The 23,808-nt window shown below is 33.8% G+C and carries 17 protein-coding genes; 14 read left to right on the top strand and 3 right to left on the bottom strand.

The window, feature by feature from the left end; translation table 11 throughout:
- Positions 1-98: 98 nt before the first annotated feature.
- A complete protein-coding gene (locus tag B3C18_RS00290; RefSeq protein ID WP_291140591.1) occupies positions 99-1,115 on the bottom strand; it encodes an LLM class flavin-dependent oxidoreductase in 1,017 nt (338 codons plus the stop codon).
- Positions 1,116-1,289: 174 nt separating this feature from the next.
- On the opposite strand from B3C18_RS00290, the gene B3C18_RS00285 reads away from it, so the two are divergent.
- The 4 genes from B3C18_RS00285 to B3C18_RS00270 all read left to right on the top strand — a co-directional run bounded on the left by B3C18_RS00285 (position 1,290) and on the right by B3C18_RS00270 (position 6,559).
- A complete protein-coding gene (locus B3C18_RS00285) occupies positions 1,290-1,805 on the top strand; it encodes a DUF2975 domain-containing protein (RefSeq protein WP_291140588.1) in 516 nt (171 codons plus the stop codon).
- Positions 1,806-1,807: 2 nt separating this feature from the next.
- Entirely contained in the window at positions 1,808-2,014 is a 207-nt protein-coding gene (locus tag B3C18_RS00280; RefSeq protein ID WP_012024053.1) for a helix-turn-helix domain-containing protein, read from the top strand.
- A 116-nt stretch (positions 2,015-2,130) separates the two neighbouring features.
- Positions 2,131-3,015: an ABC transporter ATP-binding protein gene (locus tag B3C18_RS00275; RefSeq protein WP_291140581.1), complete on the top strand. Its 885-nt coding sequence runs from the start codon at positions 2,131-2,133 to the stop codon at positions 3,013-3,015.
- A 4-nt stretch (positions 3,016-3,019) separates the two neighbouring features.
- Positions 3,020-6,559: an ABC transporter permease/M1 family aminopeptidase gene (locus B3C18_RS00270; RefSeq protein WP_291140578.1), complete on the top strand. Its 3,540-nt coding sequence runs from the start codon at positions 3,020-3,022 to the stop codon at positions 6,557-6,559.
- A 252-nt stretch (positions 6,560-6,811) separates the two neighbouring features.
- On the opposite strand, the gene B3C18_RS00265 is transcribed toward B3C18_RS00270, so the two are convergent.
- Positions 6,812-8,044: a polysaccharide deacetylase family protein gene (locus tag B3C18_RS00265; RefSeq protein ID WP_291140575.1), complete on the bottom strand. Its 1,233-nt coding sequence runs from the start codon at positions 8,042-8,044 to the stop codon at positions 6,812-6,814.
- A 382-nt stretch (positions 8,045-8,426) separates the two neighbouring features.
- Between B3C18_RS00265 and B3C18_RS00260 the strand changes: the two genes are divergently transcribed.
- Positions 8,427-9,212: an alpha/beta fold hydrolase gene (locus B3C18_RS00260; RefSeq protein WP_291140572.1), complete on the top strand. Its 786-nt coding sequence runs from the start codon at positions 8,427-8,429 to the stop codon at positions 9,210-9,212.
- A 165-nt stretch (positions 9,213-9,377) separates the two neighbouring features.
- Here B3C18_RS00260 and B3C18_RS00255 read toward each other — a convergent pair whose 3' ends face one another.
- Positions 9,378-11,396: a sigma 54-interacting response regulator gene (locus B3C18_RS00255; RefSeq protein ID WP_291140570.1), complete on the bottom strand. Its 2,019-nt coding sequence runs from the start codon at positions 11,394-11,396 to the stop codon at positions 9,378-9,380.
- Positions 11,397-11,560: 164 nt separating this feature from the next.
- Here B3C18_RS00255 and B3C18_RS00250 point away from each other — a divergent pair, with 164 nt between their 5' ends.
- The 9 genes from B3C18_RS00250 (at position 11,561) to B3C18_RS00210 (ending at position 23,679) form a co-directional block, all read left to right on the top strand.
- Positions 11,561-13,999, top strand: coding sequence for a sensor histidine kinase (locus B3C18_RS00250; protein WP_291140567.1), 2,439 nt, complete (start codon positions 11,561-11,563; stop codon positions 13,997-13,999).
- 50 nt (positions 14,000-14,049) lie between these two features.
- Positions 14,050-15,396, top strand: coding sequence for a sigma-54-dependent transcriptional regulator (locus B3C18_RS00245; RefSeq protein WP_291140564.1), 1,347 nt, complete (start codon positions 14,050-14,052; stop codon positions 15,394-15,396).
- Positions 15,397-15,676: 280 nt separating this feature from the next.
- Positions 15,677-15,958 (top strand): DUF7674 family protein, encoded by a 282-nt coding sequence (locus B3C18_RS00240; protein WP_026730398.1) that lies wholly within the window; start codon positions 15,677-15,679, stop codon positions 15,956-15,958.
- Between the two features lie 162 nt (positions 15,959-16,120).
- The gene (gene kdpF, locus B3C18_RS00235) at positions 16,121-16,198 is read left to right on the top strand and encodes a K(+)-transporting ATPase subunit F (RefSeq protein WP_081909388.1); all 78 of its coding nucleotides are present in this window, start codon (positions 16,121-16,123) and stop codon (positions 16,196-16,198) included.
- Between the two features lie 91 nt (positions 16,199-16,289).
- The gene (kdpA, locus tag B3C18_RS00230) at positions 16,290-18,011 is read left to right on the top strand and encodes a potassium-transporting ATPase subunit KdpA (protein ID WP_291140559.1); all 1,722 of its coding nucleotides are present in this window, start codon (positions 16,290-16,292) and stop codon (positions 18,009-18,011) included.
- Positions 18,012-18,209: 198 nt separating this feature from the next.
- Positions 18,210-20,267 carry a potassium-transporting ATPase subunit KdpB gene (gene kdpB, locus B3C18_RS00225; RefSeq protein ID WP_291140557.1) on the top strand — a complete coding sequence of 686 codons (2,058 nt, stop codon included), beginning with the start codon at positions 18,210-18,212 and terminating at the stop codon, positions 20,265-20,267.
- A 95-nt stretch (positions 20,268-20,362) separates the two neighbouring features.
- Positions 20,363-20,914, top strand: a complete 552-nt coding sequence (locus tag B3C18_RS00220) for a K(+)-transporting ATPase subunit C (protein ID WP_291140555.1) — start codon at positions 20,363-20,365, stop codon at positions 20,912-20,914.
- Between the two features lie 354 nt (positions 20,915-21,268).
- Entirely contained in the window at positions 21,269-22,348 is a 1,080-nt protein-coding gene (locus B3C18_RS00215; protein ID WP_291140553.1) for a porin, read from the top strand.
- Between the two features lie 206 nt (positions 22,349-22,554).
- Positions 22,555-23,679 (top strand): sensor protein KdpD, encoded by a 1,125-nt coding sequence (locus B3C18_RS00210; RefSeq protein WP_291140550.1) that lies wholly within the window; start codon positions 22,555-22,557, stop codon positions 23,677-23,679.
- Positions 23,680-23,808: the final 129 nt, after the last annotated feature.

The raw sequence follows: 23,808 nt of genomic DNA, 5'->3' as shown, positions 1-23,808 counted from the left end.
TATATATATATATGTATATATATGTATAAAAAACAAACCCGACACGTTTTTAAAAACTGTCGGGTTGTGAGAATAAAATCTAATCTTATATAGTATACTTATATATGTATACTTTTGTTTAGACTGTCGATTGCTTCTTTTGTGATTTGAATACTTTTTAGTTTTGCCTGATGATTGAAGATTGGACTTGTTACCATTAGTTCATCGATTCTGGCGTAGTCTATGAATTTTTTCAAATCGGTTTCTAATTGTTCTTTGTTTCCTGTGAAAGTTCCGGCTGTCATTTGATTGACATGGAAACGTTCTTGTTCGTTCATGATGTCATCTAATGACGGAACTGGCGGCTGTAAACCTTTGCGGTCGTTTCTAATTAAGTTTAGGAACATTTGATACAGACTTGTAGACAATAATTCTGCTTCTTCGTTTGTGTCTGCCGCAATGATATTGACGCAGGCCATTGTTTTTGGTTTATCTAAAAACTCTGAAGCTTGGAAATTTTGACGATAGAATTCAAATGCCTGAATCATCAGCTTCGGCGCAAAGTGTCCTGCAAAAGCATAAGGTAATCCGTAAGCTGCGGCCAAAGCCGCGCTGTCCATGCTTGATCCCAAGATCCAGATTGGAACTTTTAGACCTTCGGCTGGGAATGCACGCACTTTTCCTGTTGCATTTTCACTTGAAAAATACTCTTGAAGCTTGCTTACGTTTTGCGGAAAACGCTGTGCCTGATCAAAAAAGTCTTTTCGAATTGCTTCGGCGGTTGGCTGATCTGTACCCGGTGCTCTTCCTAAACCTAAATCGATTCGGTTTGGATAAAGCGTTTCCAGGGTTCCAAATTGTTCGGCAACTACTAAAGGAGAATGATTCGGGAGCATGATTCCGCCAGAACCTACACGGATATTTTTTGTCTGACTTGCTACATAACCAATTAAAACCACTGTTGCTGTACTTGCAACGTGTGCCATATTGTGATGTTCTGCAAGCCAAAATCGCTTGTATCCTAAAGTATCTGCTAATTGCGCTATGTCTTTTGTTTTTTGAAATGTTTCTGAAGCGTTACTATCCTGAGTGATGATAGCGAGGTCTAATAATGAGACTGAAATTGGGTTTTTCATATAAAAAAATGCTAATAAGCAAAATTAACTCATTTATACGGATGCCTTTTGTTTTCTAATGTTAATAGATTTATAATATTTCTAAAACCTTTCAAAAATGTAATTTTTAATAATTAATTATTGTTTTACGATAATTAATTATACATTTGCAATATCAATCTAACTTTTCAATATATGAAGACAACTCATATTGTATCCAAAATATTATTTTATTTTACCCGATTTTTGTCTGTGGTTTATTTCTTTTTGGCCGGATATTCTGTTTTTACATTAATTACAGGATTGTTTCTGACATTTAAAGACAACGGAAAGTATTTTCAGGTTTGTTATCCTTTTACTTCTCATCCTTTAATGCTTGGGGATTACAATTTGCCTTATATTCTTTTTGATTTTTTGGCTCCGTTGAGTTTGTACGGACTTTTCTTTTTATTGAGCAGTAATGTTTTTAAGGTATTTTTTCAGCCTAAATTATTTACTACAAACGGAATTTCTCATTTAAGGCGTTTCTATTTATCCAATTTATTAATTCCGGGTATTGTAATATTTGTGGCTTTCTTTTTTGTTCCGCTGGATAATGAAGTTTCTCTTTTTATTCTATTACACGGAATGCTTGGCGTTTTCGCTTACTTTTTAGCAGCCATATTTAAACAAGGTTTAAACCTTCAGAACGAACAAGACTTATTTATATAACCATGCCAATAATTGTAAATGTTGATGTAATGCTTGCTAAACGCAAGATGCAGAGTAAAGAGTTGGCAGAAAAACTAGATATTACGCCTGCCAATTTATCGATTCTAAAAACTGGAAAAGCAAAAGGAATTCGGTTTGATACTCTCGAAGCTATTTGTAAAATATTAGATTGTCAGCCTGGCGATATTTTAGAATACGTGGCAGAATAGCTTTCTTTTAAATCTTATTTCACTCCTAAATAAATCGGTTTTTGAAGCCGACAGGCATTCTATTGCCTAAATTTTTCAAATCATAATTTAATTCAATCATCAAAATCAATCAAAAAATGAACAGTTTATCAATCCAAAATCTCAGCAAAACGTATGAGAATGGCACTAAAGCGATTGACCAATTATCGCTTGAAATTACAAACGGAATGTTTGGTTTACTTGGGCCAAACGGCGCCGGAAAATCGACTTTAATGCGAACTATTGCCGCTTTGCAGGAACCTACTGCTGGAATTATTGAATTTAACGGAATTAATATTCTGGAAAATCCAATGTACATCAGGCAAAATCTGGGCTATCTTCCACAGGAATTTGGCGTTTATCCTAAAATTTCGGCTTATCGCCTGCTCGATCATCTGGCAGTTTTAAAAGGAATTGTTGATAAAAAGGAACGACACAATCAAATTTTGTATTTATTGCAACAGACTAATTTACTCCAGCATAAAGATAAAGCGGTTCATTCTTTTTCCGGCGGTATGCGCCAAAGGTTTGGAATTGCTCAGGCTTTGTTGGGAAATCCGAAGATTATTATTGTGGATGAACCAACTGCAGGACTTGATCCGGAAGAAAGAAACCGATTTAATAATTTATTAAGTGAAATTGGCGAAAGCATTATTGTAGTTCTGTCAACACATATTGTGGAAGACGTTCGCGATTTATGTCCTAAAATGGCAATTATCTCTAACGGGAAATTGATTTTGGAAGGAAAACCAAATGAAGCAATCGATTCTTTAAAAGGTAAAATCTGGATAAAGACGATTGAGAAAGCAGAACTGAAAGACTATCAATCGAACTTTAATATCATTTCGTCCAACTTAAATTCAGGAAAAATCAATATTCATGCTTTCTCCGATGAATGCCCAGATTCTGGTTTCGAATTGATGTCGCCAGATTTGAGCGATGTTTATTTTAGTGTTTTAGCTCAAAATCAACTTAAAAATTAGTGTTATGCTTTCTAAATTAATTCAATTTGAATGGCATAACAATACCAGAAGCTGGACTTTTTATGCCACGTTTATTATTTATTTGGTTTTAGGATTTTTTGTGAGTGCTTTTGCGAATTTTTCTTTTTCGGGCGCTTACAAAAATAGTCCGTATGTGCTTACGTATGCGATTGGCCTGATTTCGCTAATGACGATTTTTTCGATTACACTTCAGGTTGCGCAGAGTTTTTTAAAAGAATATGAAACGAAATTCGATTCGATTATTTTCTCCTCTCCTATTTCTAAGTTACATTATTTGGCTCCTAAATTTATTACTGCATTTATAATCGCCGTAGTTTCTTTTGGAATGTTTATCGTCGGAATGATCGTTGGGCATCAAATGTCATGGCTTTCTAAAAGTGAGATTGGTCCTTTTGAAATTATCAATTATCTCTGGCCGTATTTTGTAATTGTGATTCCGAATATTTTCTTGTGCCTTGCAATATTGACGGCTTTGGCCTGGCTTACGCGAAGCAAACTTTTTATTTATGTTGGCGGTTTATTAATTTACATCTTATACATCGCAGGTTCAATTTTTTCGAATTCGCCAATCTTTGCAAATGCTTCACCGTCTTCTGCGAAAGCCATGTCTTTGGCAGCAAAAATAGATCCGTTTGGTTTGGCAGCGTTTTTAGAACAAACGAGGTATTGGACTTCGATTGAAAAAAATACCGAACTGGTTTCGCTTTCGGGGAACTTTTTATTTAACCGATTGTTGTGGATTTCGGTTTCATTGCTTTTACTTTTTGTTTCGTATCGATTATTTTCCTTCCGAAAAACAAAAACTAAAAAGATAAAAACGCCAAAAACTATTTCAAAAGAAGTAAAAATTCTTTCTTCGGAAATTCCAAAAAACATCGAATTCAAAACTTTTAGACATAATTTTGCTGTTTTTAAAAGCAATATCAAGCTGGATATTTTTTTAGTTCTTAAAGGAATTCCGTTTTTATTGATTGTTCTTCTATTTTCGGGATTAATGGCAATCGAAATTTCGGATGAAATTGACGGCGGAATCCGATTAGCCGAAAAAATTACGGATACGGCTTTGATGATTTCCACAATAATGGATCGTCTGCCTTTTATTCTAATCTTGATTCTACTTTTTTACAGCAGTGAATTATTAAACCGAAGCGAAAATTCGAGATTTGAAATGTTGGAAAATACCGCACCTTATTCTCTGTTCGTAGTTTTACTATCCAAATTGACAGCACTTTTTATCATTCCGCTAATCATTATTAGTATTAGTATTTTAATCGGATGCGCCTTTCAGATTGCGAATGCGAATGCTTCAATCGAAATTGGTCTTTATCTTTCTTTATTTTATTATCTCGGATTTCCGTTGATGCTGATTTCGATTTTGGTAATTGCAATTCAAACTTTTATTAAAAATAAATACATCGGCCTTTCGGTTGCTGCTTTTGTCTGCATTTTGTTTTGCACGGGAATTGGAGAACAATTGGGAATTTCACATCCTTTACTGCGATTTGGAAATGCTTTTAAAACGGAATATTTTGATTTAAATGGTTTCGGAAAATATACTTTTCCGTTTCATATTTCGATGTTGTACAATTTAGGATTGGCTTTACTGCTTCTTACTTTGACAGGAATTTTGTGGAAAAGAAATACTTCAATCCTAAAAACCTTTCGAAGAAATTCATTTAATGGCTTTCAAAAAACAACTTTTACTTTCGGGGTTATTCTTTTTATTGGTTTCGGGAGTTATCTTTTTTATAAAACGAATATCGAATATCCATATTTGACCGAAGACGATCAGAACAATTGGAGCGAGAAATATGAAACTCAATTTAAAAAATATACCAATCTTAAGCAACCTACGATTGTTTCTATAAAAAGTAAAGTCGATTTATTTCCTGAGGAAAATCGTTATGAGGTAAAAGGCGTTTATGAATTGATCAATAATTCTGAAAAACCTATTGATAGTTTACTCCTATATATAGATCGAAATTCGAAACTGACTTCTGTTGAAATTCCGAATTCGAAAAATCTGGACGATGTTTCGGCATTTCAGCATTATTGGTATCGATTGGAAAAACCTTTAGAGCCTCAGCAGAAAATAAAAATGAGCTTTTCTTTTGAGTCTTCCTGGTCGCCATTTAAAGGACATACTGCTTTTAATTCTATAATCGAAAATGGTTCGTTTATGCGAATAAGCCGTTACTTTCCACTTTTTGGTTATCAGGAATCCAATGAAATCAGCAGTAAAAAAGAGCGAACAAAAAGACATTTGAAACCGCAGACGCCTCTTAAAAAACTGGAAGACAAATCGGAAATTAGATATGATTTTGTTGATTATGATGCTGTGGTTTCGACTTCTAAAAATCAAACCGCGATTGGTGTTGGAGATTTAATTGGGAATTGGAAAAAAAGCGATCGCAATTATTTTCATTATAAATCTAACGGTAAGATTCCATTTCGTTTTGCTTTTTCTTCTGCCGAATATGAAATTCAAAAAACGAATTATAAAGGTATTTCTATTGAAGTTTTTTATGATGAAAGACATTCGAGAAACATTAAAAAACTAATTCAGGATGTAAAAAATACTTTAGATTACTGCCAAACTAATTTTGGTAAATATCCGTACAAAACAATTCGTTATGCCGAAGTTTCTGCTTTCGCCGATGGATTTGCTGCAACTTCATATCCGTCGACAGTTTTTATGAAAGAGAATTTCGGTTTTTACAGCAACCTCAACAACAAGGATAAGGAAGATGTAATTAATCAATTAACGGCTCATGAATTGTCGCATGAATGGTGGGGGAATTCACAAATAAGTCCGGAACAAAAAGAAGGAAGCTGGATTTTGACTGAAACTCTGGCGCAATACACCGAACTGATGTTGTATGAAAAAGAACATGGTTTGGAAAAAACGCTGGAAACTTTAAAAATTCACCTGGATTTATATTTGAGCAGCCGAAGTTATGATCTTGAAACGCCTTTGTATAAAACGAATTACGAAACCCCGCATTTACCTTATGATAAAGGAATGCTGATAATGCATCAGCTTCGGGTTTTAATTGGTGAAGAAAAAGTAAATCTGGCTTTGAAAAATTTTCTGAATCATTATAAATATCCAAATCCGTTTCCTGATTCTGAAGATTTATTAAAAGAATTTTATGCTGTGACGGATAAAAAACTACATTCTAAATTAGATGAAATGTTTAAGCAGATTATCACGTATTCCTCAAAAATAGAATTTGTTTCAAATAGTAAAAAGAATGGTTTTTATGAAGTTTCTTTTAAAGCTGATTCTAAAAAATATAAAGAAAATGCAACTGGAGAACGAAAACAAATTGCAAACGATACCACTATAGATATTGGAATTTATGATGAAAACGGAAAATTGTTTCTTTATCCTTTTACTATCAAAAACAATAAAATTGAAGGTAAAGTTAAACTCAAAACAAAACCTCAACGCATTGTTATTGATCCGTATTTAATGAATATTGATACTTTTATAAAGGATAACGAAAAGGAGATTGATTAGTTTTTTTGCCACGAATTTCGCGAATTTCCACTAATTTTTAATTTTAGTGTTTCGCAAATACTCAAAACATAGCTCGCGGTTTCAACCGCGGGAAACGTTACGAATTGGGTGTAATTATATATTGTGTACCCGTGGTTGAAACCACGGGCTATGTTTGAAATAAAAACCATTCAAAAATAGGAATTAGAGAAATTCGTGAATTCGTGGCAAAAAAAAATCATTTTAATCCTTTTAATCTGTGGCAAAAAACTTTTATTTCAATTGAATCAAAATCTGTTTGTGAGTTGTTTTTCCGTCGTCTTTAATTTTTAAATCTTTATTGGATTCGATTTCAAATTTTGAAGAAGTATCGATTGCTAAAGAAATATCTTTATGTCTAAAATTTTCTGGGATTTCAGGCAGTTCAATCGTAACTTCAATTTCCTTATTCTTTTGTTTGTAATCAACTTTAATTCTGTCTCTTAACCAAATGTATTCGTAAACTTCCTGCCACGGCGCCATCCAGATAGAATCGTTTCCTTTTGCACCATATTTATTGGCAAGCGTTGTCATATAGTATTTAAAATCAGGAAAGCGCATGCTTAAATTCCACAAATTTGTATTTCCTGTTCCGTGGGTAAATTCGTTAAACCAAACTGTATTAGGTTGTTTTACAATTGAATCTATGGTTTTTAAATAACGATCCATCGTTTTAAAACTCGTTGTGTCTTTTGAACTCTGTACAAAAGTTCTAGCCGTAATCATTTTATCTAAATTTACTTTTGAATCTACATTAAAAACTGGACCAACACCATAATAAGACGCAACCGAAAAATGCCCGTTATTAAGCGCCTCTTTTTCATATTCCAAATAATATTTCTCATCACCTTCTCCGCCCGGAACCACAAAATGCGACATTGTAAAATCCAGATTTTGTTTTATCGATGTGGTATTTTCGGTTACTTCTGTCAAATAATTTGTGCCGTGTTTTGTTGCGTGGTGAAAACCGTGATTCAAAATATCCCAGCCGGCATTGTACATTTCTTTAATTTCCGGCCACGAAAGATGTCCGCGGTTTGCTGGTAAATCCCGAACTGAACCGCCGTTTACTGCCAAAGCCAGTTTAAACGGTATTTTATTTCCGAATCCGTCTGAATAAAAAAGACCTTTTGAAGTTGTTCCGTCTCCTCCCTGATCAATTTTCCATTCGTTTTTATCTGGATTGCTGATTTTTCCTCCATTCAATAACGGAAAAGCGGTTAAATAAGCAGATCGATATCCATCATCAAGCGTAAAACTGTATGCAAAATGTTTGTTGAATTTTAAAGGAGCTGGTTTTATTTTGACTTTATTGTCTGATTTCAATTTGATTTTAAAGGAAATAGTTTTCGTTTTTGTTGAATCTGTTTTAGTAGTATAATCATTTGCAAAACAAACAAATGCTGAATTAATTAGGAGAGCAAAAGTGAATAAAAAGGATTTTATTCTGGAATGTGGTATTTTCATTTTAAGGTTAGAATTAGAGGTTCTAAAGATACATTTTCTTTAAACATAAATTCAATGATTGTGATTAATTGAACGCGGATAAAACGGATTCACTTCGTGAAAACGCTGATTGACACAGATTTGATTTTTTAGATGATAAAATAGAAATAAAAAATCCGTTTTTATCCGCGTTTTCACGAAGTGAATCCGTAAAATCAGCGTCTAATTTTAGCTAACTATAATAACTAGTAAGCTTTAAAAGAATGATATTTCAACACATTAAAAGTATTTAACGAAATATAATAAGTCTGATTAAGGTCAAAAAGCAGGAAATCCTCTATAATCAATACTTCGCAAAAGGGCATGTAGATTGTATTTTAAAATACAACTAAAAAATCCTGCTATGTATCTATCTAATACAAAAACAATTGTGTTTATTTCGGGAGCTTTTGTGAGCCATTTTTATTGGGAAGAATGGATTACTTTTTTTGAAAATAAAGGATACAAAGTTGTGGCTCCGCCCTGGCTTCATAAAAATGATTCGGCTGAAAATTTAAGAAAACTAAATCCGTGTGTGAAAATTGGATCGATTACTTTATTTGATCTTTTGTGTTATTATACCGAAATTATTGAAAAACTTCCAGAGAAACCTATTTTAGTTGGACATTCTTATGGCGGACTTTTAGTGCAATTATTAGTTCAGAAAGATTTAGCTGAAGCTGGGATCTGTATCAATCCTTTTCCGCCAAAAGGTTTTACGGCTTTAAAATTTTCATTTTATAAAAACATTATACCTTTTTCATTTGGTATTTTTTCTTCTAAAAAAACTTTCATCTTATCATTCGAAAATTGGAAAAATATATTCTTCAACATTGAATCAATAAAGGAACAAAAAACGGAATATGACAAATTCATTATTCCTGAATCTAAAAAAGCGCTACGAAATTTATTTTCAAAAAATGCCAAAATCAATTTCAGAAAAAAACATGTTCCGCTCTTTTTTATTTCTTGTTCTGAAGACCAAATTATTTCTCCGAAATTGGTTCATTGGAATTTTAGAAAACATAGAAACCTGCATTCCATAACATGTTACAAAGAATTTAAAAACAAAAATCATTTTGTAATTGTTCAGAGCGAGTCGCAGGAAGTTGCAGAAAGTGTTGCAAGATGGATTGAAAAGGTTACCTAATTTATTTTTTAAACACATAGAAACATAGGTTTTGCTGTTGTTAAAAGGCGTTTCACTTGCATTAACAAACATAGATCTATGTGTTAGAAACTAGTTTCTTTTAATTTTCTTTTTATAGATAAAGAAAAACTATGTTTCTATGTGTTAAGTATTTTATACGGTAGATTAACTTATTTCTCGCTTAATTTCTAATTTCTTGATTTTTGAATTTAAGGTTGAAGGATGAATATCCAGAATTTCGGCTGCGCCGCCCGCGCCGGAGATTTTTCCGTTACATTTTTTAAGAATATATAAAATGTAATCACGCTCGTTTTCTAAAATGGTTTTAATCGAAAAAGAATCGGTATTTTGCTGTGCATGCATTTTTGACGAAGGCGAAAATTCAATTGCTTTAATTGTATTTCCTTCTGTGAGCAATAATGTACGTTGTATAAGATGTTCGAGTTCTCTAATATTTCCCGGCCAATCGTAATTTGTTATTTGCTGTAAAGCATTATCAGAAAGCGTTGGCACTTTTCGACTCATTCTTTCGCTGTAAACTTTTATAAAATAATCTGCCAGTTCAGGAATATCTTCTTTTCTCTTTTTTAATGAGGGAACCATTATTGGGAAAACATGTAAACGATAATATAAATCCATTCTAAAACGTCCGGCAGCAACTTCTTCTTCAAGGTTTTTATTGGTTGCTGCAATAATGCGGACATCAATTTTTATCGGCATCAATCCGCCTACACGTTCTATTTCGCGTTCTTGTAAAACACGCAATAATTTTACCTGAAGTTCTAACGGCATTTCTCCTATTTCATCCAAAAAAATTGTTCCGCCGTTTGCCAGTTCAAACTTCCCTATTCGTTTTTCTAAAGCTCCTGTAAAAGCACCTTTTTCATGTCCGAAAAGTAGTGATTCAGCTAGATTTTCAGGAATCGCACCACAATTTATAATAATTAATGGTTTGTCTTTTCTTGGCGATAAATCGTGAATGCTTTTGGCAATTTTTTCTTTTCCAGTTCCGCTTTCTCCTAAAATTAGAACCGAAGTATCAGATGGCGCGACTTTTTTGATATAATTAAAAACCGTTACCATTTGTGAGCTGTTGCCAATTATTCCTTCAAAACCTGATTTTGTGTTTTCGATTTTTTCTTTTTTCTGCGGAATTTCTTTTGTTTCAACAATTATTTTTTCAGAAGAATAAAAACGGGAAATAAATTGGGAAAATGTATTTTCAAGATTGGATAATAATTTCAGATTTTCATCGGAATAAACATTAAAATTACGGCTGTAAAACGTAAAACAAAAACGCTGCGAAAGTGCAATTGAAAGTGGAAAAACCAAATATGATTTGATTCCGAAATTATGCGAAATAATTCCTTTTATCGGCGCGGCCTGAAAATTATTAATCAGCGATTCTTCACTGTAAATAATTGGTTTTATGTCTATTTGAGATTTTACGTAGGTTTCGTTTAACTCTTTTATGGATATATCGGCAATTTGAGAAAACTTTTGTACGCTTATAATTTGGTACTGATCGATATTTTTTCGGATGATTCCGAGGTTCGAATATTGTTCTGCATTTACAAATCCAACTTCTAAATAATCAAAGCAAATAAAAGTTTGAATGATTTTGGCAAAAGCCAATAAAGCTTCTTCGAGTTTCAGGTTTGAATTGATTAATTCTGTAAGCTCATTTTTCAATTCTAATTGCTGCATTAACTGCGATTCCAGACTGTATTTTTGTCTGTAAAAAGCAATTTCGAGCGTTGTTAGAATATCTTGTTCCCTAAAAGGTTTTACAATAAATCCGTATGGCTGTGTAGTTTTAGCCTGGTCCAGAATTCTCTTGCTTGAATTTGCTGAAATAAAGATAAAGCCGATATTTTTTTCCTTTAAAATATGTGCCAGATAAATTCCGTTTTTATCTCCTTTGAGCATAATATCCAAAAATACCAAATCTGGTTTTTGAGTCTGAATTGCATCCAAAGCCTGATCGACAGAACGCACAATTCCTATAACATTATAATTTGCTTTTTCCAGAATTAGCTGCAAATCATGTGCTTCAATAAATTGATCTTCAACAATTAGTATTTCTTTTTTAAAGTCGGTTTCGTCAGATTGGGTGCTTTTATCAGACAAGGTTCCCATAAATGTAGTATTATTTATATTATAATCTTTATAATTCACTGGCATAAAATTAGTTAAATAATACCAGTAATCTCAGTGTTTTTGAAAATTTAAATCAAAAAAAATCACATTTAATGTGAATTTTCTTGATATTTTTCAAAAAAAGCACACTTCTTTATTTCTATATTTGTTTACTAAAACCAATCCAAAAAACTAATTTTTAACAAATTATGAAACGACCGTTTACTTTCTATTTGATTTTGTTAATTACCAATTCATTATTTGCACAAATAGCCCCTGCAGTTGCTAAATATGATCTTGCTAAAAAGAGACTATTAATACAATCGTGTTCGATGTATTTGTATAATGCTAACCAAGGCGCAATAGATGTCGATAGTGCTGTAGTTGTTGCTTGTAAAGCCTACAAATTGCCTGTTTCACTAAGCTATACTGAAGGCTTTAATGATGGTGCAAAATTAATTGGAAGTGAGTTCATAGATAAAGGAAACATCACTTCTGTACTAAAGCTTTTGGCTAAATCAAAAGGTGAAGACCAAATTAAATTATTACTTCAGTTAGGAAGTTTTTATCTTTTTAAGCCCGGAACAAAACCACAGGATTTACAAAATGCAAAACTTTATATTGATAAAGCAGTTCTGGCAAGTAATCAGATTAAAGTACAAAAATGGCAGCATCGAAGTTTGCTGTTATTAGGCAAATATTATTATCAGGCTAATAATCAACCGGAAGGAAAAAAAATATTTTTACAGGTTATAGATGAATGCCGAAAACAAAATGACAAATTAGGTCTTGCCGAAGCTTTAGACGCTTACGGAACTCTTTTATTCAATCTCGATCCCGAAAAAGAAAAAATACTGCAAGAAGCTGTTTCGCTTTACGCCTCTTTAGGTTTAGAAGAAAAGAGAATAGAAAATTACATGAAGATTACAACAATCTATTTTTGGACAAATAAAATAAACGAAGCTAAAAAAAGACTGTATCAAAATTTAGTTGATTTACGAAAAATTGGTTTTACACATCAGCAATTTGCAGAAACTACAATTGCTTATATTGAAATGGCAATGCACAATACCCCAAGCGCATTATATTATGCTCTAAAAAGTGTAAAAAGAATGGATGCCGAAAAGGATTATACATTTGGTGACATTTTTTATATGCGTTTGGGAGATGTATATAATCATTATGGTCATCACGAAGAAGCCTTAGAATTGTACAAAAAGAGTATCGAAATAGGCCAGCATACTATTGATACCGGCACTTGGTACAAAAGTTTTTATAGTGCTGTAGCGGCTTTATCCTTAAAAGGAAAAACTAAAGAAGCGATTGTTTATATTAATTCAATGACAGAAAAGCATCCTCCTAAAAGCACTTTTGATAAAATGTCTGTTGCCTATGTTAAAGCCAATTCTTATGACGAAATAAAGGATTTTGTTAAAGCCGAAAAATACTTTAAAGAAACGGCTTATTATGCACAGCAGTTAAATGGTCCGGAAACTTTTAGAGAAGTCATTCACGAATATATTATAATAGCTCTTTTTTATATCAAAATAAATAAGCCTCAAGAAGCTAAATTTTATTATGATAAAGCTGCCGTACTTTTAAAAACCAATGACAAATATAATTCGCATGCACTTCAGCTTTTATTGTATAAAACAGATTCGATCAATGGTGATTTTAAAGGTGCTCTAGAACGTTTTAAAGATTACAAAAAAATAATGGATTCAACTCATGGAGTGGATAAAAACAAACAAATTGACGAACTTAAAATTCAATATGAAACGGCTAATAAGGAACAAAAAATTAAACTTTTAAATAATCAGGATAAATTGCAAAAAAGCGAATTGCAAAAATCAAAACTATTGAATAGTGTCTCTATATGGAGTTTAGTATTGTTACTCGTAGTGATTGCATTATTATTTAACCGATACCGATTAAAACAACGAAATCACGCCAAACTTGAAATCAAAGAAAAAGAAATCAACCAGAAAAACATTAATCTAAAGCATTTACTGGATGAGAAAGAATGGCTGTTGAAAGAAATTCACCATCGTGTAAAAAATAATCTGCAAACTGTAATTAGTCTGCTGAATTCGCAGTCTGCTTATTTAGAAAATGATATGGCTTTGTCGGCGATAAAAAACAGTCAGCACAGAATTCATTCGATGTCTTTGATTCATCAAAAACTGTATAATTCCGAGAATATTTCGACAATCAATATGCCTAATTATATTAAGGAATTGGTCGAATATTTACGAGATTCTTTTTCGCTTGGACAGAGAATTCGCTTTGAAGTAAAAATTGATCCGCTGGAATTAGATGTGGCACATGCAGTTCCGCTTGGGTTAATTTTGAATGAAGCGATTACGAATTCTATTAAATATGCTTTTCCCGAAGACCGAACGGGAATGATTTATATTACGCTTGAAACTATAGCCGAAAATCAATATGTTTTGACTATTTCTGATAATGGAATTGGCTTTGATTTGAACCTCAACGATAAAAAAGCAAACTCTTTCGGAATGAGCCTGATAAAAGGTTTAACGGATGATCTTGAAGGAAAATTGACTATGGAAAATAATAACGGAACGATTTTGAAAATCGAATTTTCGCAAGAATTTCCGCTGAATCAAAAAAGGAAAATGATTTAAAACCTACATTTGTACATCAAAATACCTACTTGGTTTTAGCTTATCTGCAAATGACACACAAAATTTTAATTATAGACGACGAAGAGAAACTGAGAAGTCTATTGGCACGTATTATAAAATCGGAAGGATTTGAAGTTTTTGAAGCCAAAGATTTAAAATCAGGTTTTAAAAAACTGGAACAAACGGATATTGATGTTGTTTTATGTGATGTAAAACTGCCTGACGGAAACGGCGTTGATTTTCTTCAAAACATAAAAGGAAGTTTTCCGCTCACGGAAGTTATTCTGTTAACTGCTTTTGGAAATATTCCAGACGGCGTTCAGGCAATGAAAAATGGTGCTTTCGATTATATTGTAAAAGGTGACGATAACGATAAAATTATTCCGCTTCTTTATAAAGCGATGGAAAAAGTTCATTTGCAAAAGAAAGTACAGCAACTTGAAAAACGTATCAACGATAAATATTCCTTCAGCACTATTGTTGGAAAATCAAAAGGAATTGAACAGGTTATTGATCTCGCACAAAAAGTAGCGAAAACAGATTCGACTGTTTTACTTACAGGAGAAACGGGAACCGGAAAAGAAGTTTTTGCACAGGCCATTCATGAAAACAGTAATCGCGTCGGGAAATCTTTTGTGGCTTTAAACTGCAGTACTTTTAGTAAGGAAATTTTGGAAAGTGAACTTTTCGGACACAAACAAGGCGCTTTTACGGGAGCTTTAAAAGATAAAAAAGGTTTTATTGAAGAAGCCAATGGCGGAACTTTATTTCTGGATGAAATTGGAGAAATGCCAATTGATCTTCAGGCTAAGTTATTGCGCGTTTTAGAAACTTCCGAATATATTCCGGTTGGCGACACCACTCCAAAAAAATCAAATTTCAGATTAATTGCGGCTACAAACCGAGATTTAAAAACAGAAAGTGATGAACATCGTTTTCGTTCTGATTTGTATTTTCGTTTGAATATCTTCGAAATTAAACTGCCTTCTTTAAGAGAAAGAATTAAAGATATTGCGGTTTTGACGCATCATTTTGTTAAACAATTTTCTGAAAAAACGAATAAAAAAACATTACATATCTCAGATGATTTTCTGCAGAAATTAGAAAACTATTCCTGGCCGGGAAATATCCGTGAACTTAAAAATATTATCGAAAGATCAGTTATTTTGAGTAATGGCGATACTTTAACTTCAGATGTTCTGCCTTATGAAATGCAACATCAAGCTGAAAAAAGTAACAAATCAATGTCAGCTTTCTCCATGCAGAGTGTTGAAAAACTTCATATTCAAAAGGTTTTAAATTATACTAAAGGAAATAAAGCAGAAACGGCTAGATTGTTAGAAATTGGAATTGCGACTTTGTATAGAAAACTAGAAGAATATAATATACAGCCGTGATTCTGCAAGGTTTTCAAAACCTTGTAGGTTTAGATTTTAAATAATTTGAACTTTAGACTTAAATAGAATACCTACAAGGTTTTGAAAACCTTGCAGGAATTGGTAATAATCGAAATAACCTTATCATTTCAATAAAAGCTTATCATTTTGATAGGCTTTTTTTATGCCTGATTTTTGGCACACAACTACATTCCTTTTATTGACAGCACTTTAGCTATGACTTGATTTTTTCGGAACATATTTTGGCATAAGGAGGAAGAACATTAAAAATTCATTCCAAATGAAAAATCAAGTAACCTCAATCTACAAACAAGCCGAACGGTTTGCTGAGATAACCAAAAAATCTATTATTTCTGGAAACATCGTTCGAGCAAAAAAATGCTTGGCACTTGCTGAACGTCTATTTATAACCGGAAGCATCGAAACTAAAAATGCCATTTCTAATGTGTATGTTTTTTCGGTTTCTTCTTTTATGGAAGTCCGTCACTGCAATATTTCACATCTTTTTCCACAAACGCTTAAAGCGGAATATATCAAGCAGGTTAATGCCTCTGGCGTTTAATTGGTTAACTGTTTAATCGTTTAATCGCTCCAACATAATCTAAAATCTGAAATCTGAACTCTAAAATAATTACCTATGATCACTTTTCTTTTACTCGGACTGGCCGTCGTGCTGTTTGCAATTTGTTTTCTCTCTGTTGAATTTTTTGAAAAAATCTAAATCATGACCGCACTATTTATTATTTCAATCGCCGTTTTCGTGTATTTGGTTTATGTATTAATCAAACCCGAAAAATTTTAATAATGTAAAAAGTTATAAGTGAGATGTTAGATGTTATGCGTCCATCTCCTTTTACAAATTACATCTTACATTTTACAAAAACTCACATATTATGAACACAGAATTATTAGGCGTCATTGGTATTTTTATCCTAACCATTGTTTTAGCGATTCCATTAGGAAAATATATTGCTAAAGTTTATTTGGGAGATAAAACACTTCTTGACCCGATTTTCAATCCAATTGAAAAATTTATCTTTAAAATCAGTGGTATTAATTCCACTGAAGAAATGAACTGGAAACAACACTTAAAAGCACTTTTAAGTATTAATATGGTTTGGTTCTTTCTTTGCTTTTTTGTCTTACTATTTCAGGGTTCTTTACCTCTTAACCCGGATAACAACCCCTCTATGACGCCTGATTTGGCATTTAATACTGCTATTTCATTTTTAGTCAATTGTAACTTACAGCATTATTCAGGCGAAAGCGGGGTTTCTTACCTTTCACAAATCGTCTTGATGTTCCTTCAATTTGTTTCTGCCGGTATCGGTATGGCTGCTGCTGCAATGATTTTTACAGCAATGAAAGAAAGAACAACAGAACAATTGGGCAATTTTTACAATTATTTCATCAAAAGCTGTACTCGTATCTTATTACCGCTTTCAGCAATTGTAGCTATTGCGTTAGTTTTCAGCGGAACTCCAATGACTTTTGAAGGAAAAGATGCTATTACAACGTTACAAGGTGATCATGTAGAAGTTTCTCGCGGACCAGCTGCAGCCTTTATTGCTATTAAACATATTGGTACAAATGGTGGTGGATTTTTTGGAGCCAACTCAGCTCATCCATTAGAAAATCCAACTTATTTTACTAACCAAGTTGAACTTTGGGCACAAATGATTATTCCGTTTGCCATGATTTTTGCACTTGGATTTTTCCTAAACAAAAGAAAATTATCAAACATCATATTTGGTGTAATGACGGTTGGGTTTTTACTTCTGGTTGTTCCAACAGTTATAAGTGAAATCAACGGAAATCCAGCTATCGAAAAAATGGGTATTGCACAAGCAACCGGAGCGATGGAAGGAAAAGAAGTTCGGTTTGGACCCGCAATGTCAGGTTTCTGGAGTATTGCTACAACGGTAATCTCTACAGGTTCTGTAAACAGTATGCACGATAGTTCAATGCCTATGTCTGGTACTATGCAGTTATTATCAATGATGGTAAATGCCTTTTACGGCGGATGTGGTGTTGGTATTTTGAACTACTATATTTTCATTATTCTGGCTGTATTTATCTCCGGTTTAATGGTTGGTCGAACCCCGGAATTTTTAGGGAAGAAAATCGAAGCTCGGGAAGTTAAAATTGCTGCTTTTATTGCTATTCTTCACCCTTTATTGATATTAGCGGGAACTGCTTTAGCATCTTATTTTGCTGCGCATGACACTGCAATGGGTTATTGGTTTAACGGAAACGCAACAGGATGGCTAAACAATCCAGGAAATCACGGATTCTCAGAAATGTTATACGAATATACTTCAAGTGCTGCTAACAACGGTTCTGGTTTTGAAGGTTTGGGAGATAATAATCCGTTCTGGAATATTACTACAGGAATTGTATTACTGCTAAGCCGTTTTATTCCAATCATTGGTCCATTAGCAATTGCAGGTTTATTGGCAGGTAAAAAATATATCCCAGAAAGTGCAGGAACTTTAAAAACTGACACTTCAATTTTCGGAATCATGACTTTTGCCGTAATCGCAATTATCGCTGCTTTATCATTCTTCCCAGCGCTGGCTTTAGGTCCATTGGCAGAATTCTTTACTTTAAAATAACAATTCATTTTTCAATGCTGAAAATATTTTAAACACATAGAAACATAGTCTTTTCTTTATCTAAAAAAGAAAATCAAAAGAAACTAGTTTCTAACACATAGCTATGTGAATGTATACAAGTGAAACGCCTTTACCACAAAGTAAAAATCTATGTCTCTATGTGTTTAAATAAATCAGTTAAACAAAATAACATAAAAAATGACAACTAATAAATCCACATCATTGTTTGAAAGTAAACAAGTAAAAGAAGCCTTAGCGCAATCTTTTGTGAAGCTTAATCCAAAAATGATGATCAAAAATCCGGTAATGTTTACCGTAGAAATTGGAACAGCCATTATGTTTGCTGTCTGCATTTCCATATTAATGGGAGCAACTGATCAAGGCAGTTTTATTTATAATCTAATTGTATTCTTCATTTTACTGGCAACGCTTTTATTTGCCAATTTCGCCGAAGCCATTGCCGAAGCAAGAGGAAAAGCACAAGCCGACAGTTTAAGAAAAACCAGAGAAGAAACTCCTGCAAGACAAATTTTACCTAACGGAGAAATTAGAAACATTAGTTCTTCAGCATTAAAAAAAGACGATATTTTCGTTTGTGAAGCTGGAGATTTAATTGCTGCCGACGGAGAAATTATCGAAGGTCTGGCAACAATCGACGAAAGTGCCATTACCGGAGAAAGTGCTCCTGTAATTCGGGAAGCTGGCGGAGATAAATCATCTGTTACCGGAGGAACAAAAGTATTATCTGATAAAATTAAAGTAAAAGTAACTTCTGAACCTGGCGAAAGCTTTTTAGATAAAATGATTGCTTTGGTTGAAGGTGCGAGCCGTCAGAAAACTCCAAACGAAATTGCCTTAACCATTTTATTAGCCGCATTTACTTTGATCTTTGTGATTGTGTGCGTTACGCTAAAACCGTTTGCCGACTATGCCAACGCACCCATCACGATCGCGGCTTTCATTGCTTTATTCGTGTGTTTGATTCCAACTACAATTGGAGGTTTACTTTCTGCGATTGGTATTGCGGGAATGGACAGAGCGTTGCGTGCTAATGTAATTACAAAATCGGGGAAAGCGGTTGAAACTGCCGGAGATATTGATGTATTGCTTTTGGATAAAACCGGAACCATTACCATTGGAAACAGAAAAGCAACCAATTTTTATCCAACAAAAGGAATTTCTTTTGATGATTTCGTGAAATCGGCTGTTTTGAGTTCGCTTGCTGATGATACTCCGGAAGGAAAAAGTATTCTCGAGCTAAGTGAGATAATCGATGTAAAAAATGAAACGAAAGCCAGCTTTTTAAAAACTACTTCTGATATTTCACATACCATCAAATTTACTGCAGAAACCAGAACTTCTGGAGTCGTATTAAAAGACGGAACTAACATTCGTAAAGGTGCTCAGGACGCTGCAAAAAATATTGCACAGCAAGCCGGAAATGCATTTCCAGAAGATACTGCGCAACAAGTAATCACAATTTCATCGAACGGAGGAACTCCATTAGTAGTAATCAAAAACAATGAAGTTCAAGGTGTTATCGAACTTCAGGATATTATCAAAACCGGAATGAAAGAACGTTTTGAGCGCTTGCGCAGAATGGGAATCAAAACGGTAATGGTTACTGGTGATAATCCGCTTACAGCTAAGTTTATTGCCGAAGCAGCTGGTGTTGATGATTTTATTGCCGAGGCTAAACCTGAGGATAAAATGAATTACATCAGAAAAGAACAAGCTGAAGGAAGACTGGTTGCCATGATGGGTGACGGAACAAATGATGCTCCGGCTCTTGCTCAAGCCAATGTTGGAGTTGCCATGAACAGCGGAACACAAGCTGCAAAAGAAGCAGGAAACATGGTCGATCTTGACAATGATCCAACGAAACTAATTGAGATTGTTGAAATTGGAAAACAGCTTTTAATGACTCGAGGCACTTTAACTACTTTTTCTATTGCAAATGACGTTGCGAAATATTTTGCTATTGTTCCTGCTCTTTTTATTACTGCGATTCCTGCGTTGCAAGGTTTGAATATCATGCATTTGCACAGTCCTGAAAGTGCGATTTTATCAGCGGTAATTTTCAATGCGATTATCATTCCGATATTGATTCCGCTTGCGCTGAAAGGGGTTGATTACCGACCAATTGGAGCTAGTGCCATCTTAAAAAGAAACCTTTTGATTTATGGTTTAGGTGGTCTAATTGTTCCTTTTATCGGAATCAAGGTTATTGATTTGTTGGTAGCTCTATTTATGTAAACAAAAGTTGCTAAGGTTCTGAGATGCTAAGGTGCTAAGTTTTTTTCTTAGTTCCTCAGAATCTTAGTCCCCTAGAACCTCTAAAAATGAAAAAAATGAAAAATCTATTTTCACTATTAAAACTTACCGTATTTACTTTGATTTTGTTTGCGGTTATTTATCCTTTAGCGATTTACGGAATCGCACAATTGGCTCCGAATCAAGGGAAAGGAGAAACTATTTCGGTTAACGGAAAAGTGGTTGGCTATCAAAAAATTGGTCAGAAATTCGATAAGTCGAATTATTTCTGGGGAAGACCTTCGGCTGTTGATTATAATGCTGCCGGAAGTGCCGGAAGCAACAAAGGCCCAAGCAACGCCGATTATTTGGCTTTGATTCAAAAAAGAATTGATACGCTTTTACTCGTTCATCCGTACTTGAAAAAATCTGATATTCCATCTGATATGGTTACGGCTTCAGGAAGTGGTTTAGATCCGAATATTTCTCCGCAAGGCGCTTTGATTCAGGTAAAACGAATTGCTAAAGAAAGAAAACTGGATGAAACTAAAGTAAAATCTTTGGTTGAATCTAAAATTAATACTGCTGTTGTAGGTCCTGAAACGGTTAATGTTTTGGAATTGAATGTGGCACTTGATCAGTTGAAATAATACGTTTTTAAACCCGACAGGTTTTGAAAACCTGTCGGGTTTGACAGAGTGATTCACTCATTTAATGTCATTGCGAGGAACGAAGCAACCTCACTAACAATTATACATAAAGTTGACTTTACAAATGTGATTGCTTCGTTCCTCGCAATGACAAATCGAGACGTTGATCTTATAATTATACCTACAAGGTTTTAGAAACCTTGCAGGAGACAAAACGCCTTTTTACCCCAAATGCCCTAGCCCCGATAGTAGTGGAAATCCTTTTTCTGGCTTCTTTAGCCAGGAAAAGATTGAAACGGATAGCGGGATTAGCTCCTAAAAAATCTACTAAATAAATAATAGAATACCACAAAAATGAAAAAAATAATACTTACTGCTTTAATCGCTTTTGGTTTTAGCAATTTACATGCACAAGAAGAATCAAAAAGTCCGTTTACGTTTTCGGGATATGTAGACGCTTATTATAGTTATGATTTTGCAAAACCGGAAGATCATACGCGTCCGGGATTTTTTTACAGTTATAATAAAAGTAATGAGGTAAACCTGAATTTAGGTATGGCAAAAGTGAATTATTCGAAAGAAAATATTCGAGGAAATTTTGCCTTAATGGCTGGAACTTATGCCGAATATAATATGGCTGCCGAGCAAGGTTTATTGAAAAATGTTTACGAAGCTAATGTTGGTGTAAAGATTTCGAAAAGTCATAATTTATGGATTGATGCGGGAATTATGCCTTCGCATATTGGTTTTGAAAGTGCGATTGGAAAAGACTGCCAGACTTTAACGAGAAGTATTATGGCTGAGAATTCTCCTTATTATGAAACGGGAGTTAAAATTGGTTATACTTCTGAATCTGGAAAATGGTATTTGGCGGGTATGTACTTGAATGGCTGGCAGCGAATTGAGAAAATAGAAGGAAATCAAACGCCTGCTTTTGGGACTCAGGTTACCTACAAACCGTCTGATCGAGTTGTTTTAAACTGGAGTACTTATGTTGGAAACGAACAGCCGGATATCGACAAAAAATGGCGTTATTTCAATAATTTCTATGGACAGTTTAAGGTAACGGAAAAAACAAATGTTACGGCTGGTTTTGATGTTGGATCACAACAATCAGCTAAAAGCAGTAATAAATACGACACTTGGTTTTCGCCAGTTTTGATTCTGCAATACAAACCAACAGATAAAATTCAGCTTGCAGCTCGCGGCGAATATTATAGTGATGAAAAAGGTGTAATTATCGCAACTGAAACGCCAAATGGTTTTAAAACTTACGGATTTTCGGCTAACTTTGATTACTTAGTTACTGATAATGTTATGTTTAGAATTGAAGCGAGAAATCTTTCAAGTAAAGATGAAATCTTCACCAATAAAGACAATCTTCCAACGGACACGAATACGTTTGTAACGACTTCGCTGGCGATTAGTTTTTAGGAGAATATTTCTTGCCACAGATTACACAGATTAAAAGGATTTTTTAATCGCTTTGTGTAGATTTATTTGCCACGAATTACACAAATTTTCACGAATTATATTAAATAAAAATTTGTGTAATTCGTGGCTAAAAAAAAATCCTTCTAATCTGTGTAATCTGTGGCTTAAAAAAAACTTTGTGACTTAGCGCCTTCGTGGCAAAAAATATGGAAAACGAAAATAATAACGCACAGCACTTTCTCGATTTAATTCAGAAATCACGAAAGGGAAAGTTTAAAATCTACATTGGAATGAGCGCCGGTGTGGGCAAAACTTTTCGTATGCTTCAGGAAGCGCATTCGTTATTAAAAAACGGAATCGATGTAAAAATTGGCTACATCGAAACGCACATGCGAAAGGAAACGCATGAATTATTAGCCGGTTTGCCTATAATTCCGAGACGGACCATTTTCTATAAAGGAAAAGAATTAGAAGAACTCGATGTTCAAGCAATTATCAATCTCAGACCCGAAGTCGTTATTGTTGATGAATTAGCGCACACGAACATTGAAGGAAGCAAAAATGAAAAACGCTGGCAGGATGTTTTAGAAATTCTGGAAGCTGGAATTAATGTAATTTCGGCAGTTAATATTCAGCATATTGAAAGTTTAAATGAAGACGTAAAACGCATTACCAACATTGATGTTCAGGAACGTATTCCAGACAATGTTTTGCGATTGGCGGATGAAGTCGTGAATATCGACTTAACATCTGAAGATTTAATTGCGCGTTTGAAGGAAGGAAAAATTTATACTCCGGATAAAATTCAGACGGCTTTAACGAACTTTTTTAAATCGGAACAAATTTTACAACTTCGAGAATTGGCCTTGAAAGAAGTAGCGAGTCAGGTCGTTCGGAAAGTTGAAAATGAAGTTCCGAATCTTCATGCTTTACGACATGAGAAACTTTTGGCCTGCATTAGCAGTAATGACAAAACAGCTAAAATTGTAATTAGAAAAGCGGCACGACTCGCAAGTTATTACAACGGATCGTGGTATGTTTTGTATGTAGAAACGCCTCAGGAAAGCAGTACGAAAATTGCTCTGGATAAACAGCGACATTTAATTAATAATTTTAAACTCGCCGTACAATTAGGCGCAGAAGTTATTAAACTAGAAAACAAAAATATTGCCGATGCGATTTTAGCAACAGTTGAAGAAAAACAAATCACAACTGTATGTATCGGGAAACCGCATTTGAATTTATTTAAAGTAATTTTGTCTACAACAATTTTTAGACGTTTGCTAAACAAACTGTCATTATCAAATGTTGATCTTGTTATCTTATCGTGAAAAAATATTAAACCATATAAGTGATATAAGTTCATTTTAATTAGGATGTTTGGTTTGCCACGAAGGCGCTAAGACACAAAGTCTTTTTTAATCTAATCTTTGCGTGCTTTGCGAAACCTTTGCGCCTTT

The sequence above is a fragment of the Flavobacterium sp. UBA7680 genome (assembly GCF_002482975.1).
GTDB lineage: Bacteria > Bacteroidota > Bacteroidia > Flavobacteriales > Flavobacteriaceae > Flavobacterium.
The sequence above is the reverse complement of the archived record's forward strand: the minus strand, read 5'-3'. Positions and strand labels throughout refer to the sequence as shown.